Genomic DNA, 18,380 nt, shown 5'->3' with positions numbered 1-18,380 from the left:
TCGGCGTCGTCGGAGGTGACACCGATGAACGAGGAACCGGCCGGCGACTCCGCCGTCGGCGGCGTCGGGGGTGGACGGCCGTGAGCATCGGCCAGCGGGTCACCTCGGACCACCAACTCGCCCGCCTGCTCCAGATCGGCGTCGTGTTGGAGGAGGTCGTGGAGGCGCGCTCCACCCAACACCACCGCGAGATGGAAGACGAGTTCGACGCGGAGTTGGAGACGCTGTTGCGCGATGCGGCCGCGGAGTCGGCCGAGCACCGCGAACGACTGGAGGAGTTGATCGACGAACTCGACGCCGACTCGGTGTCGTACGAGGAGATCGAGACGCTCGTCGAGGCGCAGTACGGGAAGACGAAGCCCGAGGACTTCGACGGTGTCCTCTACGACCAGTTGTGCAACGAGGAGACGGCGTACAAGTTCTACGACGACCTGATCGCGGCCATCGAGGGGAGCGACTCGTCGTTCTCCGTCGACCGAGAGCGGGTGTTGGACACGCTCCGGAGCATCCGCGCCGAGGAGGCCGAGGGCGTCGAAGAGGTCACGGCGATCATGGAGCGGCGATAACGATGAACACGGCAGACCAGTATCTGAAGGCCATCTATCTCGTACAGGCCGTGGAGGACGGGCCGGCGTCCACGGGGTCGGTCGCGGACGCGCTCGACGTGAGCCCCGCCTCCGCCAACGAGATGATCGGCAAACTCGAGGAGCGTGGCCTCGCCGAACACGAGAAGTACAAGGGGGTGTCGCTCACGGACGAGGGCATCGTCCGCGCCCGCGAGGCGCTCTCGAACTACTGCATCATCGAGCGGTTCCTCGCGAACGTCCTCGAAGTCGAGGAGTTCCGCTCGGAGGCGCGCTCGCTGGAGGCGGTCATCGACGACACCGTCGCCGACCGCCTGGACACGATCATCGACCGCAACGCCGAGTGTCCGGACTGCTTCGACGCCGAGACGGACGCCTGCGAGTACCTCGCCGAAGTCGAACCCGAGAGTCCGGCGGACTGACCGGCGAGCACTGACCGACCAGAACGGAGACCGCGCACGCGGGACAGTCGCCGATTGTCCGCGCCGTGCGAGCCAGCGGTGTTAAGATGCTGCGCTGGCAACTTTGTTGCAGGATGGGGGCGAGTGTTACTGATCGACTGCTGTCGATTGTGGGGCGCGGGGAGAGCCGACACGACTTCGAGTGCGTCGCTTGTGAGCGAGGGTTCGATGCAAACCGGCAGCAGTGCCCCGCGTGCGGCGGGTTCGACATCCGACGGGCGTGAGACCGGTCGGTCGCCACCCGCCAAAGACGGCGAGCGGAGAAAGCAATCCTATTGTACGTCCACCCAGTAGCGACGAACGCGAAGTCCCGTGGTGTAGTGGCCAATCATGAGGGCCTTTGGAGCCTTCGACGGCGGTTCGAATCCGCCCGGGACTATCAAACGCCTGTCGCGACCGAGTGGACCACCACCTGCGCGGTCACGGTCGGTCGCCGGTCGGTGCCCCTTTCCTCCCGGACGCCTTCCGACTACCCGATGACGCTCACCGTCCACGACATCCGCAACGGCATCCGGGGCGGGGTCGGCCGGTTCAAGCGCGAGGTGACCGCGGCGTTCACCAAAGAAGAGTTGGCCGACCTCGCTGACGCACTCGACGTGCCCACCGAGCAGCGCTCGTCGAACGAGACGACGCGTGCCGGGATCAGAGTGGTGGTCGGGGTAGCGGAGACGGTCGAGGACGCTGAGACGGGGTCCTTCTCACGACCGGAACTGGAGGCGATTGCCGACGCCCTCGGCGTCGAACCGGTCGAGGGCGACGAACCCGAGCCACTGTACTGACCCGGGCTACAGGAACGACACCGCGTACGCCAGCGACGAGAACATCATCAGCCCAACGAGCACGAGCGCGAGCACCTGCTGTCTATCCATACTCCCGGTATCGCCCGCGGGGACAAAATCCCCCGCGTCGTCGGTCACAGGCTGAACAGGAGGTACGGGACGCCGAATAGCAGCAGCGTCATCGCGGCGAGGATCGCGCCGTAGGCGGCGACCGTGCCGGCGGCCGCGCGGAACGACTCGTGGTCGAGGGGGCCGAAGTCCATACGAGTCGCTTCGGCGGCGGCGTCAAAACCGTTCCCCTCGCACGCCGTCGGGTCGGTCCGAACCGTTGAAGCCGACGCGACCGGTGGGGCGCGTATGGGAACGCCGCTCGACTCGCGCGAGGCGCAGGTCGTGGAGGTCCTCGACCGACTGTACGAGGAGTACCCCGACACCGACATCTCGCTGAACTTCTCCACTCGGCTCGAACTGCTCGTCGCGGTCGTCCTCTCGGCACAGTGTACCGACGAGCGCGTCAACCAGGTCTGTGAGGACCTGTTCGAGAAGTACCAGACGGCGGAGGACTACGCGAACGCGAGCGAGGAGCAACTCGCGGAGGACATCTACGGCATCACCTTCCACAACAACAAGGGGGGCTACCTCAAGGGGATCGGCGAGATTCTCGTCACCGAGCACGACGGCGAGGTGCCCGACACGATGTCGGCGTTGACCGACCTCCCGGGCGTCGGGCGGAAGACGGCGAACGTCGTCCTCCAGCACGCCCACGACGTGACCGAGGGCATCGTCGTCGACACGCACGTCCAGCGCATCTCGCGCCGACTCGGGCTGACCGAGGAGGAGCGCCCCGAGGCCATCGAGGCGGACCTGATGGGCGTCGTCCCCGAGGACGACTGGCGGATGTTCACCCACCTCTTCATCAGTCACGGGCGGGCGACGTGCACCGCTCGCAGTCCCGACTGCGGCGACTGCGTGTTGGCGGACCTCTGCCCGTCCGAGCAGGGCGACGCGGCGGTGGACCTCGCCAGCGGCGAGGAGTGGTGAGGCGTCGGCGTCCGACCGGACGACCCACCGGAGCGGCCACCGCGTTTACCCGTCCGAATCGTCAATCGAGATCCATGTCCGACTCCAACGGGCACGGCGTCGACGTCGAGGAGGACACCGAACTCGAGACGGCCGAGGACGCCACGTCCTCGAAGGACGACCCCGAGGCGGTGCCGGACGAGGCGATGCCGGACCAAGACCCGGGCCGCGACGACACCGACGGTGAGGCGCGCGAGGAGGCCGCCGCCGAGCAGGAGAACCCCGACGCGAACCGCGACGAAGAGCCGTACCAATCCTGACGGCGGGGAGTCGAGCCGTTTTCGCAGTTCTGTTTCAGGCGATGTACAGCCCGTAGTACCGGTACAGACCGACGGCGTACGCGAGGAACCAGAACAGCACGTAGCCGAACACGCCGATCCGGAGGCGACCACGCCACGCGGCCATGTGCTCGTGGAGGTCGTTCAGGTTCGTCTCGGGGTCGTCGAGGTCGTAGAGGTCGTTCTCGCGCTTCACCTGGAAGATCCGGACGATCCCGGTGAGCCCGAACGCCAGGAGGGCGTACGCCTGGAGGCCGAGGAACGCGTGGAGCGCCGCGACGCCGCCGAACTGACCGAGCAGTCGCGGGGCCATCCAGAACACGACCGGGACCGTGTTGAGCACGAGTCCCGGGAGGATCACCCGCAGGTGGCGCATGAGGCGGTCCCACGTGACGTGATCCTGATCGCGCCCGACCATGATCCACGCCCCGTACAGGTAGAACGGCAGGCTCGCCGTCACCATCGCCCCTGCCACTGTCGCCGTCGTCCCCTCCGAAACCATCCAGTCGCCACTCGGAGTGGCTGACCCCTAAGCCCTCCGGCGTCGTGGCGCGACCGAGGGTCCCACCGTTCGCGTCAGTTCTCCTCGTCGTCGCCCGCTGCTCCGTCGTCGCCCGTGTCGCCGCCGCCGTCCTCGTCTCCACTCTCACCACCGTTCCCGCCGTCCTCCCCGTTCTCACTCTCGCCACCGTCGCCACCGCTGGACTGCACGGCGGCGAGGTCGCTCCACTCGACGCGACCGGCTTCGACGATCGCCTCCGGTTGGAGTGCGGGGTCGGTGAGCGTCACGCGCGCGAGGCCGACCGGGCCGGCGCGGGGTTCCGGGAGGGCGTCTGGGTCCGTCGTCTCGAACGCCGTCTCGGTCACGTCGCCAACGACGACGCGCATCGCCATTCCGAACCCCTCGTGGGGCGAGCAGACGAGGTCGTACACGCCGGGCGTGTCGAGGGTGACCGTCCACTCGTCGGGCACCGGTCCCTCACCCTCCTCCGAGTCGGCGTCCGACTCCTCGCCCTCGACGGGCGGGTCGACCATGTCGCCGGGGATGGAGTCGGGTCGCCACCCCAACAGCGGCGAGGAGAACGCCGCGACGCCGATGGGGACGCGTCGCTGCATCCCGTACGCCGGGTGCATCGCGACGACGTTGTGGTCGGGCGTCGTGAACACGTACCTGAGCACGTCACCCGGTTCGACGTGCAGGCCGGTCGGTTCGTAGAAGAAGTCGGCGGGGCGACCGGGGGCGGTGGGTGGGCCGACGATCCGCGTCAACACGTCGTGGACGACGCCCGTTCCCTCACCCTCCCCGTCTTCGTCTCCCTCCTGCTGTGCGGCGACGTTCCGGTCGGGCGGGCGCGCCGCCGCGGTGCCGCCGACCGCGGCGAGGCCCGTCCCGACGCCGAGCGCCTTCAGTACGTCGCGGCGTGACTGCCCGATCCGTGACTCTCCGGTCTGTGGGTGTTGGCTGTGACCCATACTCCCGTGTCGTCGCTCCGCCGGTTCGTTATGCGCGCTGTGCGACAAGAGCGACCGAGATCGATCGCTCTCGCCCCTGGAGCGCCCCGTACCGCTGTCTCAGACCATCCCGAGATTCGACACGTCGGGACAGCTGAACCTGGGGCCGGCGTCGAACCCGTCAGTGTCACGAAACGGGGACTTACTCGCCGAGCGTCGGTGGTACGGTCGTCGGGACGGCGCCGTCGCACCCGCCGTCGCCCGTCGGTGTCGCGGCGCTTATGCGGCTACGGCCCCCAGTTCGAGACGAATGACCGACGCCTCGGACGAGTCGGCGCCGGACGCCGCCGACACGCCGGCACCCGACACCGACGGTCACGACGCCGTCGACGACGACGACGTGTCCATCGAGGCGCTCCGCGCCGAGGTCGAGGAGAAGTACGACTTCGACAACTTCCGCCCCGCCGACATGGCCGAGATGACGATGGCGGAGTGGGAGGCCGCGTTCGACCCGGACACGTGGATCACCGGTCGGGACCTGCTCGACCGCGTCGAGAAGGACCTCCGCAACCGCATCGCCTCCCGGGAGGTGTTCGCGGTGTTGGACCGCCGCAGTGACCCGCCGTCTGTCGTCGCGTACTCGGACGAGGGGTTCGCCATCGTGTACGCCGACGGGAGCGTCGAGGGCGAGGGAACCGTGCTACGCGACGTGAAGCCGACCGTGGCGCTGTGCTCGATGGACTCCTACGAGGTGCGCGAACCGCCCGAGGAGTACGAACTGCCGACGCCCGAGGAGGTGCAGGGCGGCACCGGCGAGTTCGGGAACCTGATGATCCAGGCGGTCGCCGGGATGCAGATCCTCGGTGGCCTCATCTTGGGCGTCGTCTGGCTGTTGAGCGTGTTCTCCCGCGGGCCGGTGACGTGGGTGCCGTTCTTCCCGGACTTCTCTGTGACGACCATCGCCGCGCCGGTCGCCGCCGGGTTCTTCCTGCTCGTCGGGGTGTTCCTGTTCGCCATCGTCGCGAACGCTCGTCTGTCGGACCGCTTCCGTGCCGAGGAGTACCGCGACCGCCTCCGCGCCGCCGGCATCGCCGAACGGGGTGAGGGAGCAGAGTTCGTGCCGTTCGAGGACGTGGCCGAGCGGGCCCTCGCGGAAGCCCGCGGCGAGGAGCCGGAACCGCCGGACGCGACAGTACCGTCGACGGGCGACTCAGGCGGTCGTGAGGCCCCGGAACGCGTGCGGGGCGCTGCCGACGAAACCGACGGATAGCGGGGCGTTGTGCGGCGTACGGCGCGGGCGTGAGGTCGGTGGGTTTATGCGCGACCAACCCCGACCGTTCACTACCGATGAAGAGGCGGGACTTTATGCGACAGGCCGGTGGTGCGACGGCCGCCCTCGGGGCGGGCGCGACCGCGACGGCCGGCACCGCGACGGCCCAGGAAGAGGGCGGTGGCGGCGGCCAGAAGCCCGACTTCGGCGGCTACACCGACGGCGCCGAGGGTGGCGAGTATCTCGACGCCCGCGGCGAGTCGGAAGTGACCGTGGACGTCGGCGGCGGCGGGGGCCTCGCGTTCCTGCCGACGGAACTGTGGATCGACACCGGCACGACCGTCGTGTTCGAGTGGTCCTCCGACGGACACAACGTGATCTTCGACGACAACCCCGGGAGCGTCTCCGGCCACGAGCCGCTGGAGGGCTCCGGGTTCTCGTTCGAGGTGACGTTCGAGTCCGGCGGGATCTACACGTACTACTGTGACCCGCACCGCTCGCTCGGGATGCTCGGCGCCATCGCGGTCGGCGAGGAGGTGCCCACGGTGTCTGCCGGCGGCGGTGGCGGTCCGAAAGAACTGCACGAACTCGGCGTCGCGATCCAGGCTCACTGGGTCGGCGCCGCGACCATCCTCGGCATCATCATGAGCGTGATCTTCACGTTCTACCTGGTGAAGTACGGGGAGTCTGCACACACGGGGACGGGGAGGTAATCCATGTCCAGTACCGGATCCACCTACGGCGACATCCACCGCTACGAACCGGCGCGCGAGAGCACCGCCGCGGCGATCGCGATCGTCTTGCTGACGGTCGTCGAGATCGTCTTCGTGTTCATGTTCACCTACGGCCTCGTCAACGGGTGGGGCCTCTCGGACACGGGGAACATGTTCCTCGGCGGCATCCTCGCTGTGATATTCATTGACCTCGCGTTCATCCTCGCGCTGTACCGCAAGGAGTTCCTCCCGGACGTCATGATCGTGAAGAAGCGACGTCGCAAGTGGGAAGACCTCTACATCCGCGAGGAGGACGTCGACGGGGAGACCCTCGGCACCGACGCGTGGGAGCAGGTCAAGCGCGCGGTCTACCCCTACTACAAACGGTGAAAGGATGAGTCTGGAAAAGAAAGACGAGTACGACCACAAGAACTGGCTGGATAGCAAGGACCTCACGCCGGTGGAGGCGACGTTCCTCACCGCGCTCATCTGGGTCGACAAGCGTCTCCGCATCGTCGACTACCTCGAACTGCTGGAGTCGCTGTACTACCGGTCGAACCTCCAGATGCCGAAGTCCCACACCGAACAGTACGACCTCGACAACAAGTTCTGGTACTGGTACGCCCTGTACACGCTCGGGTTCTTCAGTACCCTCGCGTACGTCGTGGCGGCCATCTCCGGCGCCTTACTCGGGTTCTACTACGTGCCCGCGGTCGGGTCGGCGGGGCCGGGTGAGGCGTCCATCGCCTACAGCCAGATCGCGTTCATCATGCGCGACCTCCAGTTCGGTTTCATGCTGCGCTCCATCCACCGGTGGTCCGCGCAGGTGATGACCGCTGCGGTGTTCCTGCACATGCTCCGTGTGTACTTCACGGGCGCGTACAAGGAGCCGCGCGAACTGAACTGGCTGCTCGGCATCGTGCTCATCTCGCTGACGATGGTGTTCGGGTACTCCGGATACCTCCTGCCGTGGGACCAGCTGGCGTTCTGGGCCGGCCAGATCGGCGTCGAGATGAGCCTCTCGATCCCCCTCATCGGCGAGTGGGTCGCCCAACTGCTGTTCGGCGGCTTCTCGCTGAGCCAGGCGACGCTCCAGCGAATGTACATCCTCCACGTGTTCCTGCTCCCGTTCGTGGTGACCACCCTCATCGCGATCCACATCGGCATCGTGTGGGTGCAGGGCATCGCGGAGCCGCACTGATCCAACAATGAGCGAAGACAACGACACCCAAGACGTGGAAACGGACGGCGGAACGGGCATCGTCGCGCCGGACGACGAGACCCCGACGTGGCGCGAGCGCAAGGAGCGCACGGAGGGGCTCTCCCGGCTGACGTACGAGTACTTCGAGCGCGCTCGCAGCGAAGACGAGTCGCTGCGTCGTGAGTCCGACTACGTCGAGCGCGACGTGCTCGCGTTCCCGACGTGGCCCCACGAGACGGTTCGCAACCTCGCGTTGACGAGCTTCTTCGTCGGCATGATCATCTTCCTGTCGGCGACGCTGCCGCCGCACATCGGCGACCCGGCGAACCCGAACTCGACGCCGGCGATCATCCTGCCCGACTGGTACCTCTACTGGTCGTTCGGCCTGCTCAAGCTCGGCCCGCTCAACCCCGAGCTCGCCATCCTCGGCGGGCAGAAGCTGATGGCCGACCGCACGTACGGCGTGCTCGCGAACGGTATCGTCGTCGGCGCCATCGCCGTCGTCCCCTTCATCAACAAGGGGTCGGCGCGCCGGCCCGTCGAGCAGCCGTTCTGGGCGGCCGTCGGCGTGTTCGGCATCGGCCTCGCGTTCACGCTGTCGATGCTGTCCGTCAAGAACCTCATGCCGATGAACGTCGACCTGCTGTTCGACCTGACGTTCTTCGTGCCGCCCATCATGGGCATCGTCACGTACGCGGTGCTCAAGACGATGCGCGAGGGGTACATGTACGACCTCAACCGCCGGTACTACCGGCTGCGCCCCCCGAAGTAAGCGCCCCCGGTCGTCCGGTCCCGACTCTTCGTTTCGACCGTCAATTCGTTCTCTCGCCGACCGCGAACTCGCCGCCAGCGACGGCCCAGCTTCGGCGACGGCCCCGCTCCGGCGACGGCCCCGCTCAGGCGATGGCCTCACTTCGGCGACGACGCGATGCCGCAGGACATAGTACGGTCCGGCCCCTCCGTTCGACCATGAGCGAGATGCCGAGCGACCGCGGGTCCGCGACGCCGGTCGACGACGACTCCGCGACGACCGCGGCGGCAGACGGCGGGGGCGCGGCGGAGTCGAGCGACTCGCCGACGGAGCCGGACCGCCCGGTCGCCAGCGGCGAGGGTCGCGCCCGCGACGTGGTCGTTCCCATCGCGCTGTACAAGCGGATCACGGCGTACTCCACGCTGACGGCGGTCGTGTCGGTCGTACTCGGGTTCGTGATGCTCGACGCGGCGACGCTGCAGGTGTCGCTCACCCGTCGGTTCGTCGTCGGTGTGTTCGGCGCGGTGGGGTTCGTCCCGCCCGAGACGTTCCTGACCGCGCTGTTCTCCGTGCTCGGCCTCGGTCTGATCGCGTTCGGCGCGGGTGTGTACGTACTCGGATCGCGGTTCCGTGCGGCGGGCATGACCGGCGGGAACGGAAACTCTCAAGACGACGACGCCGAACAGTAGCACAATGGCAGACGAGTTCATCAAGGGCATGGCCCTCTTCTGTGGCGCGGGCCTCGCGTGGATGGTGCTCGCGGGTTGGTACCGGACGCCGGGGTTCGAGAGCCCCAAACAGCTCATCGCGGCGCCGCCGGAGCCGAACACGGTGTTCGACGCCATCGGCATCTTCCTCAACGACGTGTTCTTCTGGACGGCGATCATCGGCGCCCTCACGTTCTGGGTGCTGATCCCGGCGCTGCGCCAGGTGCGCGACTCGACGTCGCCCGCGTAACGCCGCGACGGAAGGGGTCGCTTTTGGTCCCCGCGGTTCCACACCACCCATGAGCCGCAAGGCCGCCGTCCGCCGCGTCGGCGTCGTGATACTCGTCGCCAACCTCGTCCTCGCGGTCGCGAAGGCGAGCGTCTGGTACGCGACGGGCAGCCTCGCGGTCGGGTCGGAGGCGGTCAACTCCATCGCCGACGTGGCGTACTCGGCGGTCGTGCTCGCGGGCCTGTACCTCACGACCCAGCCGCCGGACTTCGAGCACCCGCACGGCCACGAGCGCATCGAGCCGTTCGTCTCGCTGTTCGTCGCCGCCGGCGTGCTGGTCGCCGGCATCGGCGTCGCTTACTCGGGCGCGACCGCGTTGTTGTTCCCCGGTCCGCCTCGGGCGTTCACTGGCGGGCCGCTCGCGGTGGGCGTGCTCGTCGCCAGTGGCGTCGTGAAGCTCCTCCTCTACCGCTACTGCCTCAGCGTCGGCGACGAGCACGACTCGCCGGCGCTCGTCGCGACGGCGCTGGACAATCGCAACGACACGCTCACCGCGACCGCGGCGCTGGTGGGGGTGGCCGGCGCGGTGGCCGGCTATCCAGCGCTCGACGCCCTCGCGGCGCTGGCCGTCTCGGTCGGGATCCTGTACACGGGGTACGAGATCGTACGCGACAACGTGGGCTACCTCGTCGGCGCAGCCCCGCCGGAGGACCTCCGCGAGGAGATTCTCGACCGCGCGCTGTCGCACCCGGAGGTGCGCGGCGCACACGACGTGGTCGCTCACTACGTCGGCCCCGAGGTCGACGTGAGCCTCCACATCGAGGTGGAAGGGGAGCGCTCGCTGTTCGAGGCCCACGACATCGAGACGGCGGTCGTCGAGTCGGTCCGTGCGATCCCCGCCGTCGACGACGTGTTCGTCCACGTCGACCCCAAGGAGTTGGGCGAGTGGAAGGAGGCCGACGACGCCCGGATCGCCGCCGGAGAACCCGGCGGAGCCGAGGGGAAGCCGCTCCGGGACGGCACCGACTCCGACCGCTGACGGGCCGCGGACAGACTGCACGCGCCGCCACCCACCCCGACTGCGGGTAACGCTTTTCACCAGACCACCGCACCCTCGACTGTGACAGCGTTACTCGCGGGACGGACGGCGGTCGTGACGGGTGCGGCGAGCGGGAACGGCAGATCGATCGCCCGGCGCTACGCCGAAGAGGGGGCGGACGTGGTCGTGGCGGACGTCCGTGAGGAACCCCGCGAGGGGGGTGAGCCGACCCACGAGGTGATCGCCGCCGAGACCGACGCCGAGGCGACGTTCGTCGAGTGCGACGTGCGCGACCCAGCGGACCTGGAGGCGGCCGTCGCGGCGGCCGACGAGTTCGGCGGCGTCGACGTGATGGTGAACAACGCCGGCATCTACCGCCCGGAGAACTTCCTGGAGACGACCGAAGACGAGTTCGACCAGTTGATGGGCGTGAACGCGAAGGGCGTCTACTTCGGCGCGCAGGCGGCGGCGAAACGGATGGTCGCAGCCAGCGAGGACCGCGACGACGACGACCCCCACCCCGTGATCATCAACATGTCCAGCGCCGCCGGCATCCGCGGCGAGGGACGACTCGTCACCTACTCGATGTCGAAGGGCGCGGTGCGCCTGTTCACCTACGCGCTCGCCGACGCGCTCGGCGACGCCGGGATCCGCGTGAACGCGATCCATCCCGGGTTCGTCGAGACGGCGATGACGACGCAAGACGTGGAACTCGTGGGCACCGAGACGGAGCAGCGCATGGCCGCGACCATCCCGAGCGGTCGGTTCGGCCAGCCGGAGGAGGTGGCCGACGCGGCGGTGTACCTCGCCAGCGACATGGCCAGCTACGTCACGGGCGAGTCGCTCGTCGTCGACGGCGGCATGACGAGCACCTGAGCGACCGCGAGCATAGCACCGGTGTCGGTCAGTAGAAGTGGAGTCGTCGTTCATCGTCGCCGGATCCTTCGGTGAGCGTCGCCGACGGCTCGTCTCCGAGGGGGGCGCCGTCCGCAGTCTCGCCACCCTCGATGCGAGCGGCCGCCCGCGCCGCCGCGCGAAGCCCATCGCGGAGCGTGGTGGCGTCGTCGCCGGCGGTCGCTACCCCCGCGACGACCGTCCGGTCTCCCGCCGTCCGGTCGCGCTCGTGGACCGCGAGCGCCTCCCCCGCGGCGGCGCCGGCGCTGGTGATCACGAGGTCGCGGGCGTAGTCGTCGTGGCGGAGGGTGACGCCGTCGGCGGGGAGACGGTCTTCGAACTGGACGACCTCGGTGCCGACGAGCCACCCGTCTGGGACGAGCGCGTCGACCGGGAGTTCGTGGAGGACGTCGCGCAGCGTGCGCTCGGTTCGCGTCGATCCCAGGTCCGTCCGTCTACCCTCGGCGGGGGGCCGAGACATGGACCACTATTGGTATCGAACCAACATGAATCCCGTGGCCGCCCTCCGCCTACGCGCCGGTGAGGGTCAGTCTGAGGTGGCCCAGCAGCGGGATCCGGGCGTGCGCCTCCGCGCGGATCCGGTTGGGGCGGACGATCGGTGAGTTGCCGTTCACCTGGTCGTACTGCTCGTTCGCGTCGCCTTTCGTGACGAAGCCCGCGTACGGCGCCGGGCAGTCCGCGAGTTCGCGACAGGAGTCGACGCCCGGCGGGAGTGCCGCCGGGTCGGCCTCGTCGTACCAGTTCTCTCCTCGCTCGACGTACAGGCGGGCGCGGTGGATGATCGGCGACCCCGGCTTCGTCGGCGAGTCGAACACGATCACGTCGCCCGCCGCACCGAAGGTCTGCGTCGCTTCGGGGGCGTCTGCGGCTGGCACCACCCCCGCCGCCGTGCCCGCACCGTCGCGGGTCGGGTCCGCGACGACGATCAGGTCGCCGCGCGTCATGTGCGGTTCCATGCTCCCGGACTCGACGGCGACCATCGGTGGCCACACCCCCGTAACCCCGAACAACAGCGACGAGACGAGGAGGACGCCGAGCCCGACGCTCGCGGCGTCGCGGACCGTCTGTTGGAGGGCGTCGTGCACGCCAGACCCTGCGAGTACGAGCGGATAGCTCTTGTGGAGCACCTGGTACGTACCCGGACACGAGAAACGGTCGCGGCGCGTGGTCGCGTCGTCGCCGCAGATCCCTCAGATCGGCTCGCCGAACGCGTACATCGTGTTCTGGCCGGTGATCTCCACGTCGAGGAAATCGCCGGGTTCGACGCCGTGGTCGTCGGCGTGTTGGACGATCACCTGCCGGTAGGCGCCGTCGCGGCACTTCACGGAGTCGCCGGTTCCCTCCTCGACGACGAGGACGTGGCGCTCGGTGCCGACCATCGCCTCGTACGCTTCGCCGACGATCTCTCGCTTGGCGGCGCTCATCTCCTTCGAGCGGTCCTTCTTCGTCTGCCCACCCAGCCCCTTCATCTCGGCGGCCTCGGTGCCGGGGCGCTTCGAGAAGCGCGTGACGTTCACCTTCTCCGGACGGACCTCCCGGAGGAGCGCCATCGACTGCTCGTGGTCGTGGTCCGTCTCGGTCGGGAAGCCGACGATGAAGTCCGTCGAGAGCGTCCACTCGTCGAGGCGCTCGTCGAACGTCTCGACGATGTCGAGGAAGCCGTCGACGCGGTGCTGGCGGCGCATCTCCTCGAGCACCTCGTCGCTTCCGGACTGCACCGGGAGGTGGATGAAGTCGTACAGCTTCTCGTTGCGGGCGAACACGTCGGCCAACTCCTCACGGATGCCGTGGATGCCGCCGGGGTTGGCCATCCCGACACGGACGCGGAACTCGCCGTCGATGTCGCAGATACGGTCGAGCAGTTCGGGGAGCTTCCGCTCACCTTCGTCCCAGCCGTAGACGCCCGTATCCTGCCCCGTCACACGGATCTCCTTCGCCCCCGCGTGGACGAGCGCGCGGGCCTTCTCGACGTTCTCGGCGACCGGCGGCGAGTCGATGCGCCCGGTCGCGAACTTCGTGATGCAGTACGAGCAGTTGCTCATGCAGCCGCGGGCGATGGGGAGGATGCCGACCTGCCCGTCGAGGACGGGGGCGGTCCCCTCGGTGGGCGTGGGGCACTCGCCGTTCATCACCGCCGTCGGCACGTCCTCCCAGTGGAGCACCTGCGCGTCGACGTCCGACTCGGCGAACTGCTCGCCCTGCGCGAGCGCCATACAGCCCGTGACGATGAGGTCGGCCGTCTCCTCGCTCAGCTCCTCGGCGCGGCGCAGCATGTTCCGCTCGGTCTTCTCGACGACCGTGCAGGTGTTGAGGATGGCCACGTCCGCCTCGGCGGGTCCGTCGACGGGGCGGTGGCCGCCGTCCCGGAGCCGACGCTCGATCTCGCGGCTCTCACCCCGGTTGGACGTACAGCCGTAGGTCTCGATGTGGTACGTCGCCATTCGCTTGTCCGAACGTACCCGTCCGCGAGGTTAAGGGGTGCGGTCCGGGGCGAGCCCCCACGCCAGCCGCCCGAACGTGGCTTCCGACGAGATGGGGAACCGTTTTGCCCGCCGGCAGGGACGGCGAACGTGATGCCCTCCAGACGTGATACGCTCCGTGGCCTCGGTGCACTCGGCGCCGGTGGCGTCGCCGCGACCGCAGGCTGTCTCGGCGTCGTCGACGGGTCGCTCGCGGGCGCGACAGCCGGCACTAACGCGGAGGCCGACTGGCCGACGCCGCGGTACGACACCCGCCGAACCGCCTACAGTCCCGACGCGGTCGCACCGCGCGAGGGGGCGACCGTCTCCTGGCGAGTTGACGTCGACCACCCCCGACCGCCGGTGATCGCGGACGGCACCGTCGTCGTGTCGAGCTACCCGACGGGTGTCGTCGCGCTCGACGCTGACTCCGGGGAGCGACGCTGGCGCTACGGCCCGGGAGAGTACCCGGCGTTCGGGGCTCCCACCGTCGCCGACGGGGTCGTGTACGCGCCGTCGACCGACGGGATGGCGGCGCTGGATCTCACGTCGGGAACCGAACTGTGGCGCGGGCCGCCGGGGACTCCCGAGGCGGCCCCCATCGTCGCCGACGAGGGGCGGACCTTGTTCGGCGGTGGTGGCGACGGCCACCTGTACCAACTCGACCCGGCCACGGGGGAGGTGACCTGGGAGACCGACCTGTTCGGCCGGATCACGACGCTCGCGGCGAAGATCGACGTGTTCGCCGGCACCCGCGGCGGCGAGGTGTACGCCTTCGACGGTCGGTTCGACCCGACGGAGGCGTGGCGACTCCGCCTCGGCGGGCCGGTCGAGGGCGTCGTCGCCCACGACAACGGCCCTACAGTGAGCGTCTTCGGCGGGCCCACGTCGATCCTCACCGACGGCGCGGGCACCGGTGAGGTGTTTCGGACGGTCGACGGCGACCGGGCGGCGAGTCGTCCCGTGGTCGTCGGATCGTGGGTCGTGTCAGCCGGCTACGACGCCATCTCGACGACCCGGAGCTACGACGGTCGCCGGGGGTGGCGACTGAACGGGCGGTTCGACCGGTGTGCCCCCGTCGCCGCCGGCGACACCCTGTACGTCGGCGACGCCGACGGGGTCCACGCGTTCGCGCTCGCCGGCGGCGTCGGAGTTGGAGGGTACCGCTTCGGCGCGAAGCGGTGGTCGAAGCCGATCGGGGCGGTCCGCGGCCTCGCCGTCGGCGCCGGCTCGCTCGTGGCGACTGTCACGCGGGATCACGGCTACGAGGTCGTCGCCCTCGACCCGGCCGACACCGGATCGACAGACGAGAACTGACTGACACGAGAAAGGGGAAAGGGCTTAGGCAGGTCCGGCCAAGCCTCTACCGAATCGATGCCCTCTCGACGCCGACTGCTTGCGGGCCTGTCCGCCGCCGGAGTCGGCGGATTAGCGGGCTGTCTCGGCGGTCGCGGATCCGCGAACTTCTCGCCCGGTCGCGAGTCCGACACCGAGTGGCCGCTCCCCGGTCACGGCGCGCGCGCGACGAACTACGTCGCCGAGGCGGTCGCGCCGCGGACGCCGCCGACCGAGCGGTGGCGCGCGGAGACGGGCCAGGCGGTCGGTCGCCCGGTCGTCGCCGACGGGCGGGCGTTCGTCCCCGCCGAAGACGGCGTGTACGCGCTGCGGATGCGAGACGGCGACGAACGCTGGCGGGCGTCCGTCGCCCCGTACGGGGTCGCGGTCGCCGACGGCGTCGCGTACGTCTCCGCGCGCGACGACCCGCTGGTGTACGCGTTCGAGGCAGACACGGGGAAGGAGCGCTGGCGCGTCGAGACGGCGGGCGACTTCGCCGCCGCGCCGTTACCGCTGCCGAGCGGAGACGGCGTCGTCGTCGGTGACACCGACGGGCGCGTGGCGGCGCTTCGACCGCGGACGGGCGAGGTGATCTGGTCGTTCCGAGCGTTCACCGGAGTGTACTCGCTGGCCGCTCGCGAGGACCGCGTGTACGTCGGCACGACCGGCGGCGAGACGTACGAACTCCACGTCGTCGAGCCAGACGACGAGGGTGTACAGGCGGTCCCGCTGTGGCGGCGCAAACTCCCCGGCACGGTGCGGGCACTGAGCGCGAGCCGGCGGGCGGTGTACGCGGCGACGTTCGACGGCGGGTTCCTCCGGCTTGCGACGGGCGCGTCTGCCGGCCGGACGGAATGGCACGCCGCAAACGCGCCGACCGTGACGGACGCGTTGGTCCACGCCGGCGACCTCGTCCTCGGGGCCGGCCCGGACGGCGTCGCCGCCTTCGGTGCGCGCGACGGGGGCAGTCGGTGGGTCGACGAGTCCGACCGGGCGGCCCCCGCGTCGCCGTCGGTCGCCGCGGGCGACACGCTGTACGCGGGCGTCGCCAACGAATTACGGGCGTACGGCCTCGGCGGCGGTGTCGGCGTCGGCCCCTACCGCATGGACGCCGAGCGCTGGCGGCGGCCGATCCCGGTCCGCGGCATCGCCATCGCCGACGGCGCACTCGTCGTCACCTCCGACGACCTCGACGGCGCGTCGGGCGTCGTCGTCCTTGAGTGACCGGTCAGTTTCTGCGGGATCGGTCGCCAATCAGGCGTCCGGGTGTCCCTCGACGATGTCGACGCCCGAGGAGGCGCCGATGCGCACCGCACCGGCCTCCAGCATCTCGACGGCCTCCTCGTAGCTCCCGACGCCGCCGCTGGCTTTCACCGGGAGGTACTCGCTCATCAGTTCCACGTCGGCGACGGTGGCGCCGCCGTCGGCGAACCCCGTCGACGTCTTCACCATCGCGGCGTCGGCGTCGCGGGCCGCCGCACACGCGCGGTGCTTCTCCTCGTCGGTGAGCAGCGCCGTCTCGATGATCACCTTCACCGGGACGGGGACGGCGGCGACGACCTCCGCGATCTCCGCGACCACGGCCTCGTCCTCGCCGGCCTTCAGGCGCCCGACGTTGATCACGAGGTCGAGTTCGTCGGCGCCCGTGCGCCACGCGTCCTCGCCCTCGTCGCGCTTCGCCGCGGCGGTGTGTTGGCCGTGGGGGAACCCGACCACGGTCGCGAGCGGCACGTCGGGCGCGTACTCGGCGGCCTCGCTCACGTAACACGGCGGGATGCAGGCGTTCATCCCGTGCTCGTCGGCGGCGTCGAGCACCGTCTCCACGTCGGCGACCGTCGTCTCCGGGCCGAGGACGGTGTGGTCGATGGTCGCGGCGAACTCCGCGGGCGACAACGATGCGGGGTCGTCGATGGCGTCTGCGTGTACGTCTTCGCTCATATCTGCCACTCGGTGGGGTGCGCGGAAAAGCTACCGAGTGACCGCGGCGTCGTCGCGACGACTACGCCTCTGCACGAGCGATCGCACGGTACGCGACCGGGACGGCGACGACCGACCCTCCCAGACCGACCAGGACCGGCAGTGCTCCGGTCGGGTCCGGGACGAGGACGACCGAGAGGGTCAACACCACCGGCGCCACGGCGAGTGCGAGGAGGACGCGAACCAGCGGGTGCACATCTCCACCCGACCGACCGAACCACATGCAACTTTCGGTGGTCGACCGCCGACGGGTCGATTCCCCCAACGCTTTCACCCGCCGGACCGCCCGCACGAGCATGCATCCCCTCGCCTCCGCGTTCCCGGCGCCGCTCGTGCTCCCGGCGGGGTTCGCGCTGCCGCCGCTGCCGTACCTGCTGGCGCTCGCGCTCGCACTGGCGGGCGTCGCGCTCGGGCTCTGGCGCCGCGACCCCGCCTTCGACGGCCGACACGTGCTCGCGCTCGTCCCGTGGATGTGCGTCGGCGCCGCCGGCCACGTCCTGTACGCCACCGGCGCCTTGCCGAGCGTACTGGTCCCCCTGTTCGGCGCGCCTGCCGCCTACCTCACCACCGGCGCTGTCGCCGGCGCGACGTGGCTCGCGGCGCTGTCGACCGACCGTGACGACTCGGCCCTCCTGGCGGGCGTCGGCGTCGTCGCGCTCGTGCCGACCGTCGGCGGCGTCCTCGGCTACGGCGTCGCGAACGGGACGCTCTCGCCGGTGCTTCCGGGCGTGGGACTCGTCGCTGGCGCGCTCCTCGGCCTCGTGACCGGCCTCCTCCTGTACCGCCTCGGCGACGACGTCGCCGTCGCCGGCGCCGCGGGCCTGCTCGCGGTCGTCGCCCACGGCGTCGACGGGGTGACGACCGCCGTCGGCGTCGACCTGCTCGGCTTCGGCGAGCGCACCCCCGCCTCTCGACTGATCCTCGAGTTCGCCGCCGACCTCCCGACAGCGGCGACGCTCGGCGCCGGGTGGCTGTTCGTCCTCGTGAAACTCGGCGTCGCCTGCGTCGTCGTCGCCGCGGTCGCGCCGACCGTCCGCGAGGAACCGCGCTACGGCTACGCGTTGCTGGCGGTCGTGACGGCGGTCGGCCTCGGTCCGGGCGTCCACAACGCGCTGTTGTTCGCCGTGACGTCGGTGTGAGCGGTCAACGC

General features: G+C 69.8%; 26 protein-coding genes and 1 tRNA gene. 18 read left to right on the top strand and 9 right to left on the bottom strand.

From position 1 onward, the window contains the following. Positions 1-80: 80 nt before the first annotated feature. The 4 genes from P0R32_RS12600 to P0R32_RS12585 all read left to right on the top strand — a co-directional run bounded on the left by P0R32_RS12600 (position 81) and on the right by P0R32_RS12585 (position 1,824). Complete coding sequence (locus P0R32_RS12600) at positions 81-566, top strand: ferritin-like domain-containing protein (protein WP_276237370.1); 486 nt, start codon at positions 81-83, stop codon at positions 564-566. Between the two features lie 2 nt (positions 567-568). Further along, on the top strand, positions 569-1,006 hold the full coding sequence (locus tag P0R32_RS12595; RefSeq protein ID WP_276237369.1) for a metal-dependent transcriptional regulator: 438 nt from the start codon (positions 569-571) through the stop codon (positions 1,004-1,006). 345 nt (positions 1,007-1,351) lie between these two features. Continuing rightward, positions 1,352-1,424: transfer RNA gene (locus P0R32_RS12590), tRNA-Gln, on the top strand. Between the two features lie 97 nt (positions 1,425-1,521). After that, on the top strand, positions 1,522-1,824 hold the full coding sequence (locus P0R32_RS12585) for a hypothetical protein (protein ID WP_276237368.1): 303 nt from the start codon (positions 1,522-1,524) through the stop codon (positions 1,822-1,824). Positions 1,825-1,830: 6 nt separating this feature from the next. Here P0R32_RS12585 and P0R32_RS12580 read toward each other — a convergent pair whose 3' ends face one another. Next, positions 1,831-1,962, bottom strand: coding sequence for a hypothetical protein (locus P0R32_RS12580; RefSeq protein WP_276237367.1), 132 nt, complete (start codon positions 1,960-1,962; stop codon positions 1,831-1,833). Then, positions 1,959-2,087: a hypothetical protein gene (locus P0R32_RS12575; protein WP_276237366.1), complete on the bottom strand. Its 129-nt coding sequence runs from the start codon at positions 2,085-2,087 to the stop codon at positions 1,959-1,961. The genes P0R32_RS12580 and P0R32_RS12575 overlap by 4 nt, the downstream gene beginning before the upstream one ends. Before the next feature lie 94 nt (positions 2,088-2,181). Here P0R32_RS12575 and nth point away from each other — a divergent pair, with 94 nt between their 5' ends. Both nth and P0R32_RS12565 read left to right on the top strand, forming a co-directional pair. Beyond that, the gene (gene nth / locus P0R32_RS12570; RefSeq protein ID WP_276237365.1) at positions 2,182-2,865 is read left to right on the top strand and encodes an endonuclease III; all 684 of its coding nucleotides are present in this window, start codon (positions 2,182-2,184) and stop codon (positions 2,863-2,865) included. A 74-nt stretch (positions 2,866-2,939) separates the two neighbouring features. Beyond that, entirely contained in the window at positions 2,940-3,164 is a 225-nt protein-coding gene (locus P0R32_RS12565) for a hypothetical protein (RefSeq protein WP_276237364.1), read from the top strand. A 34-nt stretch (positions 3,165-3,198) separates the two neighbouring features. On the opposite strand, the gene P0R32_RS12560 is transcribed toward P0R32_RS12565, so the two are convergent. Both P0R32_RS12560 and P0R32_RS12555 read right to left on the bottom strand, forming a co-directional pair. Next, the gene (locus P0R32_RS12560; RefSeq protein ID WP_276237363.1) at positions 3,199-3,684 is read right to left on the bottom strand and encodes a DUF7321 family protein; all 486 of its coding nucleotides are present in this window, start codon (positions 3,682-3,684) and stop codon (positions 3,199-3,201) included. 74 nt (positions 3,685-3,758) lie between these two features. Beyond that, positions 3,759-4,655, bottom strand: coding sequence for a plastocyanin/azurin family copper-binding protein (locus P0R32_RS12555; protein ID WP_276237362.1), 897 nt, complete (start codon positions 4,653-4,655; stop codon positions 3,759-3,761). A gap of 289 nt (positions 4,656-4,944) precedes the next feature. On the opposite strand from P0R32_RS12555, the gene P0R32_RS12550 reads away from it, so the two are divergent. The 9 genes from P0R32_RS12550 to P0R32_RS12510 all read left to right on the top strand — a co-directional run bounded on the left by P0R32_RS12550 (position 4,945) and on the right by P0R32_RS12510 (position 11,420). Continuing rightward, positions 4,945-5,904, top strand: a complete 960-nt coding sequence (locus tag P0R32_RS12550) for a DUF7319 domain-containing protein (RefSeq protein ID WP_276237361.1) — start codon at positions 4,945-4,947, stop codon at positions 5,902-5,904. Positions 5,905-5,981: 77 nt separating this feature from the next. Beyond that, on the top strand, positions 5,982-6,617 hold the full coding sequence (locus tag P0R32_RS12545) for a plastocyanin/azurin family copper-binding protein (RefSeq protein ID WP_276237360.1): 636 nt from the start codon (positions 5,982-5,984) through the stop codon (positions 6,615-6,617). A 3-nt stretch (positions 6,618-6,620) separates the two neighbouring features. Further along, positions 6,621-7,007: a DUF7318 family protein gene (locus P0R32_RS12540; protein ID WP_276237359.1), complete on the top strand. Its 387-nt coding sequence runs from the start codon at positions 6,621-6,623 to the stop codon at positions 7,005-7,007. A 4-nt stretch (positions 7,008-7,011) separates the two neighbouring features. Beyond that, positions 7,012-7,818, top strand: coding sequence for a cytochrome b (locus P0R32_RS12535; protein ID WP_276237358.1), 807 nt, complete (start codon positions 7,012-7,014; stop codon positions 7,816-7,818). Between the two features lie 7 nt (positions 7,819-7,825). Further along, positions 7,826-8,590 carry a cytochrome b family protein gene (locus P0R32_RS12530; protein ID WP_276237357.1) on the top strand — a complete coding sequence of 255 codons (765 nt, stop codon included), beginning with the start codon at positions 7,826-7,828 and terminating at the stop codon, positions 8,588-8,590. Positions 8,591-8,787: 197 nt separating this feature from the next. Next, positions 8,788-9,258, top strand: coding sequence for a DUF7315 family membrane protein (locus P0R32_RS12525; protein ID WP_276237356.1), 471 nt, complete (start codon positions 8,788-8,790; stop codon positions 9,256-9,258). 4 nt (positions 9,259-9,262) lie between these two features. Next, positions 9,263-9,526 (top strand): DUF7314 family protein, encoded by a 264-nt coding sequence (locus P0R32_RS12520; RefSeq protein ID WP_276237355.1) that lies wholly within the window; start codon positions 9,263-9,265, stop codon positions 9,524-9,526. A gap of 49 nt (positions 9,527-9,575) precedes the next feature. Next, positions 9,576-10,544 carry a cation diffusion facilitator family transporter gene (locus P0R32_RS12515; RefSeq protein WP_276237353.1) on the top strand — a complete coding sequence of 323 codons (969 nt, stop codon included), beginning with the start codon at positions 9,576-9,578 and terminating at the stop codon, positions 10,542-10,544. An 81-nt stretch (positions 10,545-10,625) separates the two neighbouring features. Then, complete coding sequence (locus P0R32_RS12510) at positions 10,626-11,420, top strand: SDR family oxidoreductase (RefSeq protein ID WP_276237352.1); 795 nt, start codon at positions 10,626-10,628, stop codon at positions 11,418-11,420. A gap of 28 nt (positions 11,421-11,448) precedes the next feature. Here the strand turns inward: P0R32_RS12510 and P0R32_RS12505 are convergent, their stop codons facing one another. The 3 genes from P0R32_RS12505 to P0R32_RS12495 form a co-directional block, all read right to left on the bottom strand. Next, positions 11,449-11,919, bottom strand: a complete 471-nt coding sequence (locus tag P0R32_RS12505) for a hypothetical protein (RefSeq protein ID WP_276237351.1) — start codon at positions 11,917-11,919, stop codon at positions 11,449-11,451. Between the two features lie 49 nt (positions 11,920-11,968). Beyond that, a complete protein-coding gene (locus tag P0R32_RS12500) occupies positions 11,969-12,544 on the bottom strand; it encodes a S26 family signal peptidase (RefSeq protein WP_276237350.1) in 576 nt (191 codons plus the stop codon). A gap of 105 nt (positions 12,545-12,649) precedes the next feature. Continuing rightward, complete coding sequence (locus P0R32_RS12495) at positions 12,650-13,900, bottom strand: tRNA (N(6)-L-threonylcarbamoyladenosine(37)-C(2))-methylthiotransferase (RefSeq protein WP_276237349.1); 1,251 nt, start codon at positions 13,898-13,900, stop codon at positions 12,650-12,652. Positions 13,901-14,032: 132 nt separating this feature from the next. Between P0R32_RS12495 and P0R32_RS12490 the strand changes: the two genes are divergently transcribed. Together P0R32_RS12490 and P0R32_RS12485 are read left to right on the top strand one after the other, a co-directional pair. Beyond that, the gene (locus P0R32_RS12490) at positions 14,033-15,235 is read left to right on the top strand and encodes an outer membrane protein assembly factor BamB family protein (RefSeq protein WP_276237348.1); all 1,203 of its coding nucleotides are present in this window, start codon (positions 14,033-14,035) and stop codon (positions 15,233-15,235) included. Between the two features lie 57 nt (positions 15,236-15,292). Beyond that, on the top strand, positions 15,293-16,477 hold the full coding sequence (locus tag P0R32_RS12485; protein WP_276237347.1) for an outer membrane protein assembly factor BamB family protein: 1,185 nt from the start codon (positions 15,293-15,295) through the stop codon (positions 16,475-16,477). Positions 16,478-16,507: 30 nt separating this feature from the next. Here P0R32_RS12485 and deoC read toward each other — a convergent pair whose 3' ends face one another. Both deoC and P0R32_RS12475 read right to left on the bottom strand, forming a co-directional pair. Continuing rightward, a complete protein-coding gene (gene deoC / locus P0R32_RS12480; protein WP_390219292.1) occupies positions 16,508-17,191 on the bottom strand; it encodes a deoxyribose-phosphate aldolase in 684 nt (227 codons plus the stop codon). A 61-nt stretch (positions 17,192-17,252) separates the two neighbouring features. After that, entirely contained in the window at positions 17,253-17,426 is a 174-nt protein-coding gene (locus P0R32_RS12475) for a hypothetical protein (protein WP_276237346.1), read from the bottom strand. A gap of 100 nt (positions 17,427-17,526) precedes the next feature. On the opposite strand from P0R32_RS12475, the gene P0R32_RS12470 reads away from it, so the two are divergent. Further along, positions 17,527-18,369, top strand: a complete 843-nt coding sequence (locus P0R32_RS12470; RefSeq protein ID WP_276237344.1) for a DUF63 family protein — start codon at positions 17,527-17,529, stop codon at positions 18,367-18,369. Positions 18,370-18,380 lie beyond the last annotated feature (11 nt).

Origin of the sequence: Halobaculum marinum (assembly GCF_029338555.1) — an archaeon.
Taxonomy (GTDB): Archaea; Halobacteriota; Halobacteria; order Halobacteriales; family Haloferacaceae; genus Halobaculum; species Halobaculum marinum.
Note: the sequence above shows the minus strand (reverse complement) of the source record. Positions and strands in the feature narration are given on the sequence as shown.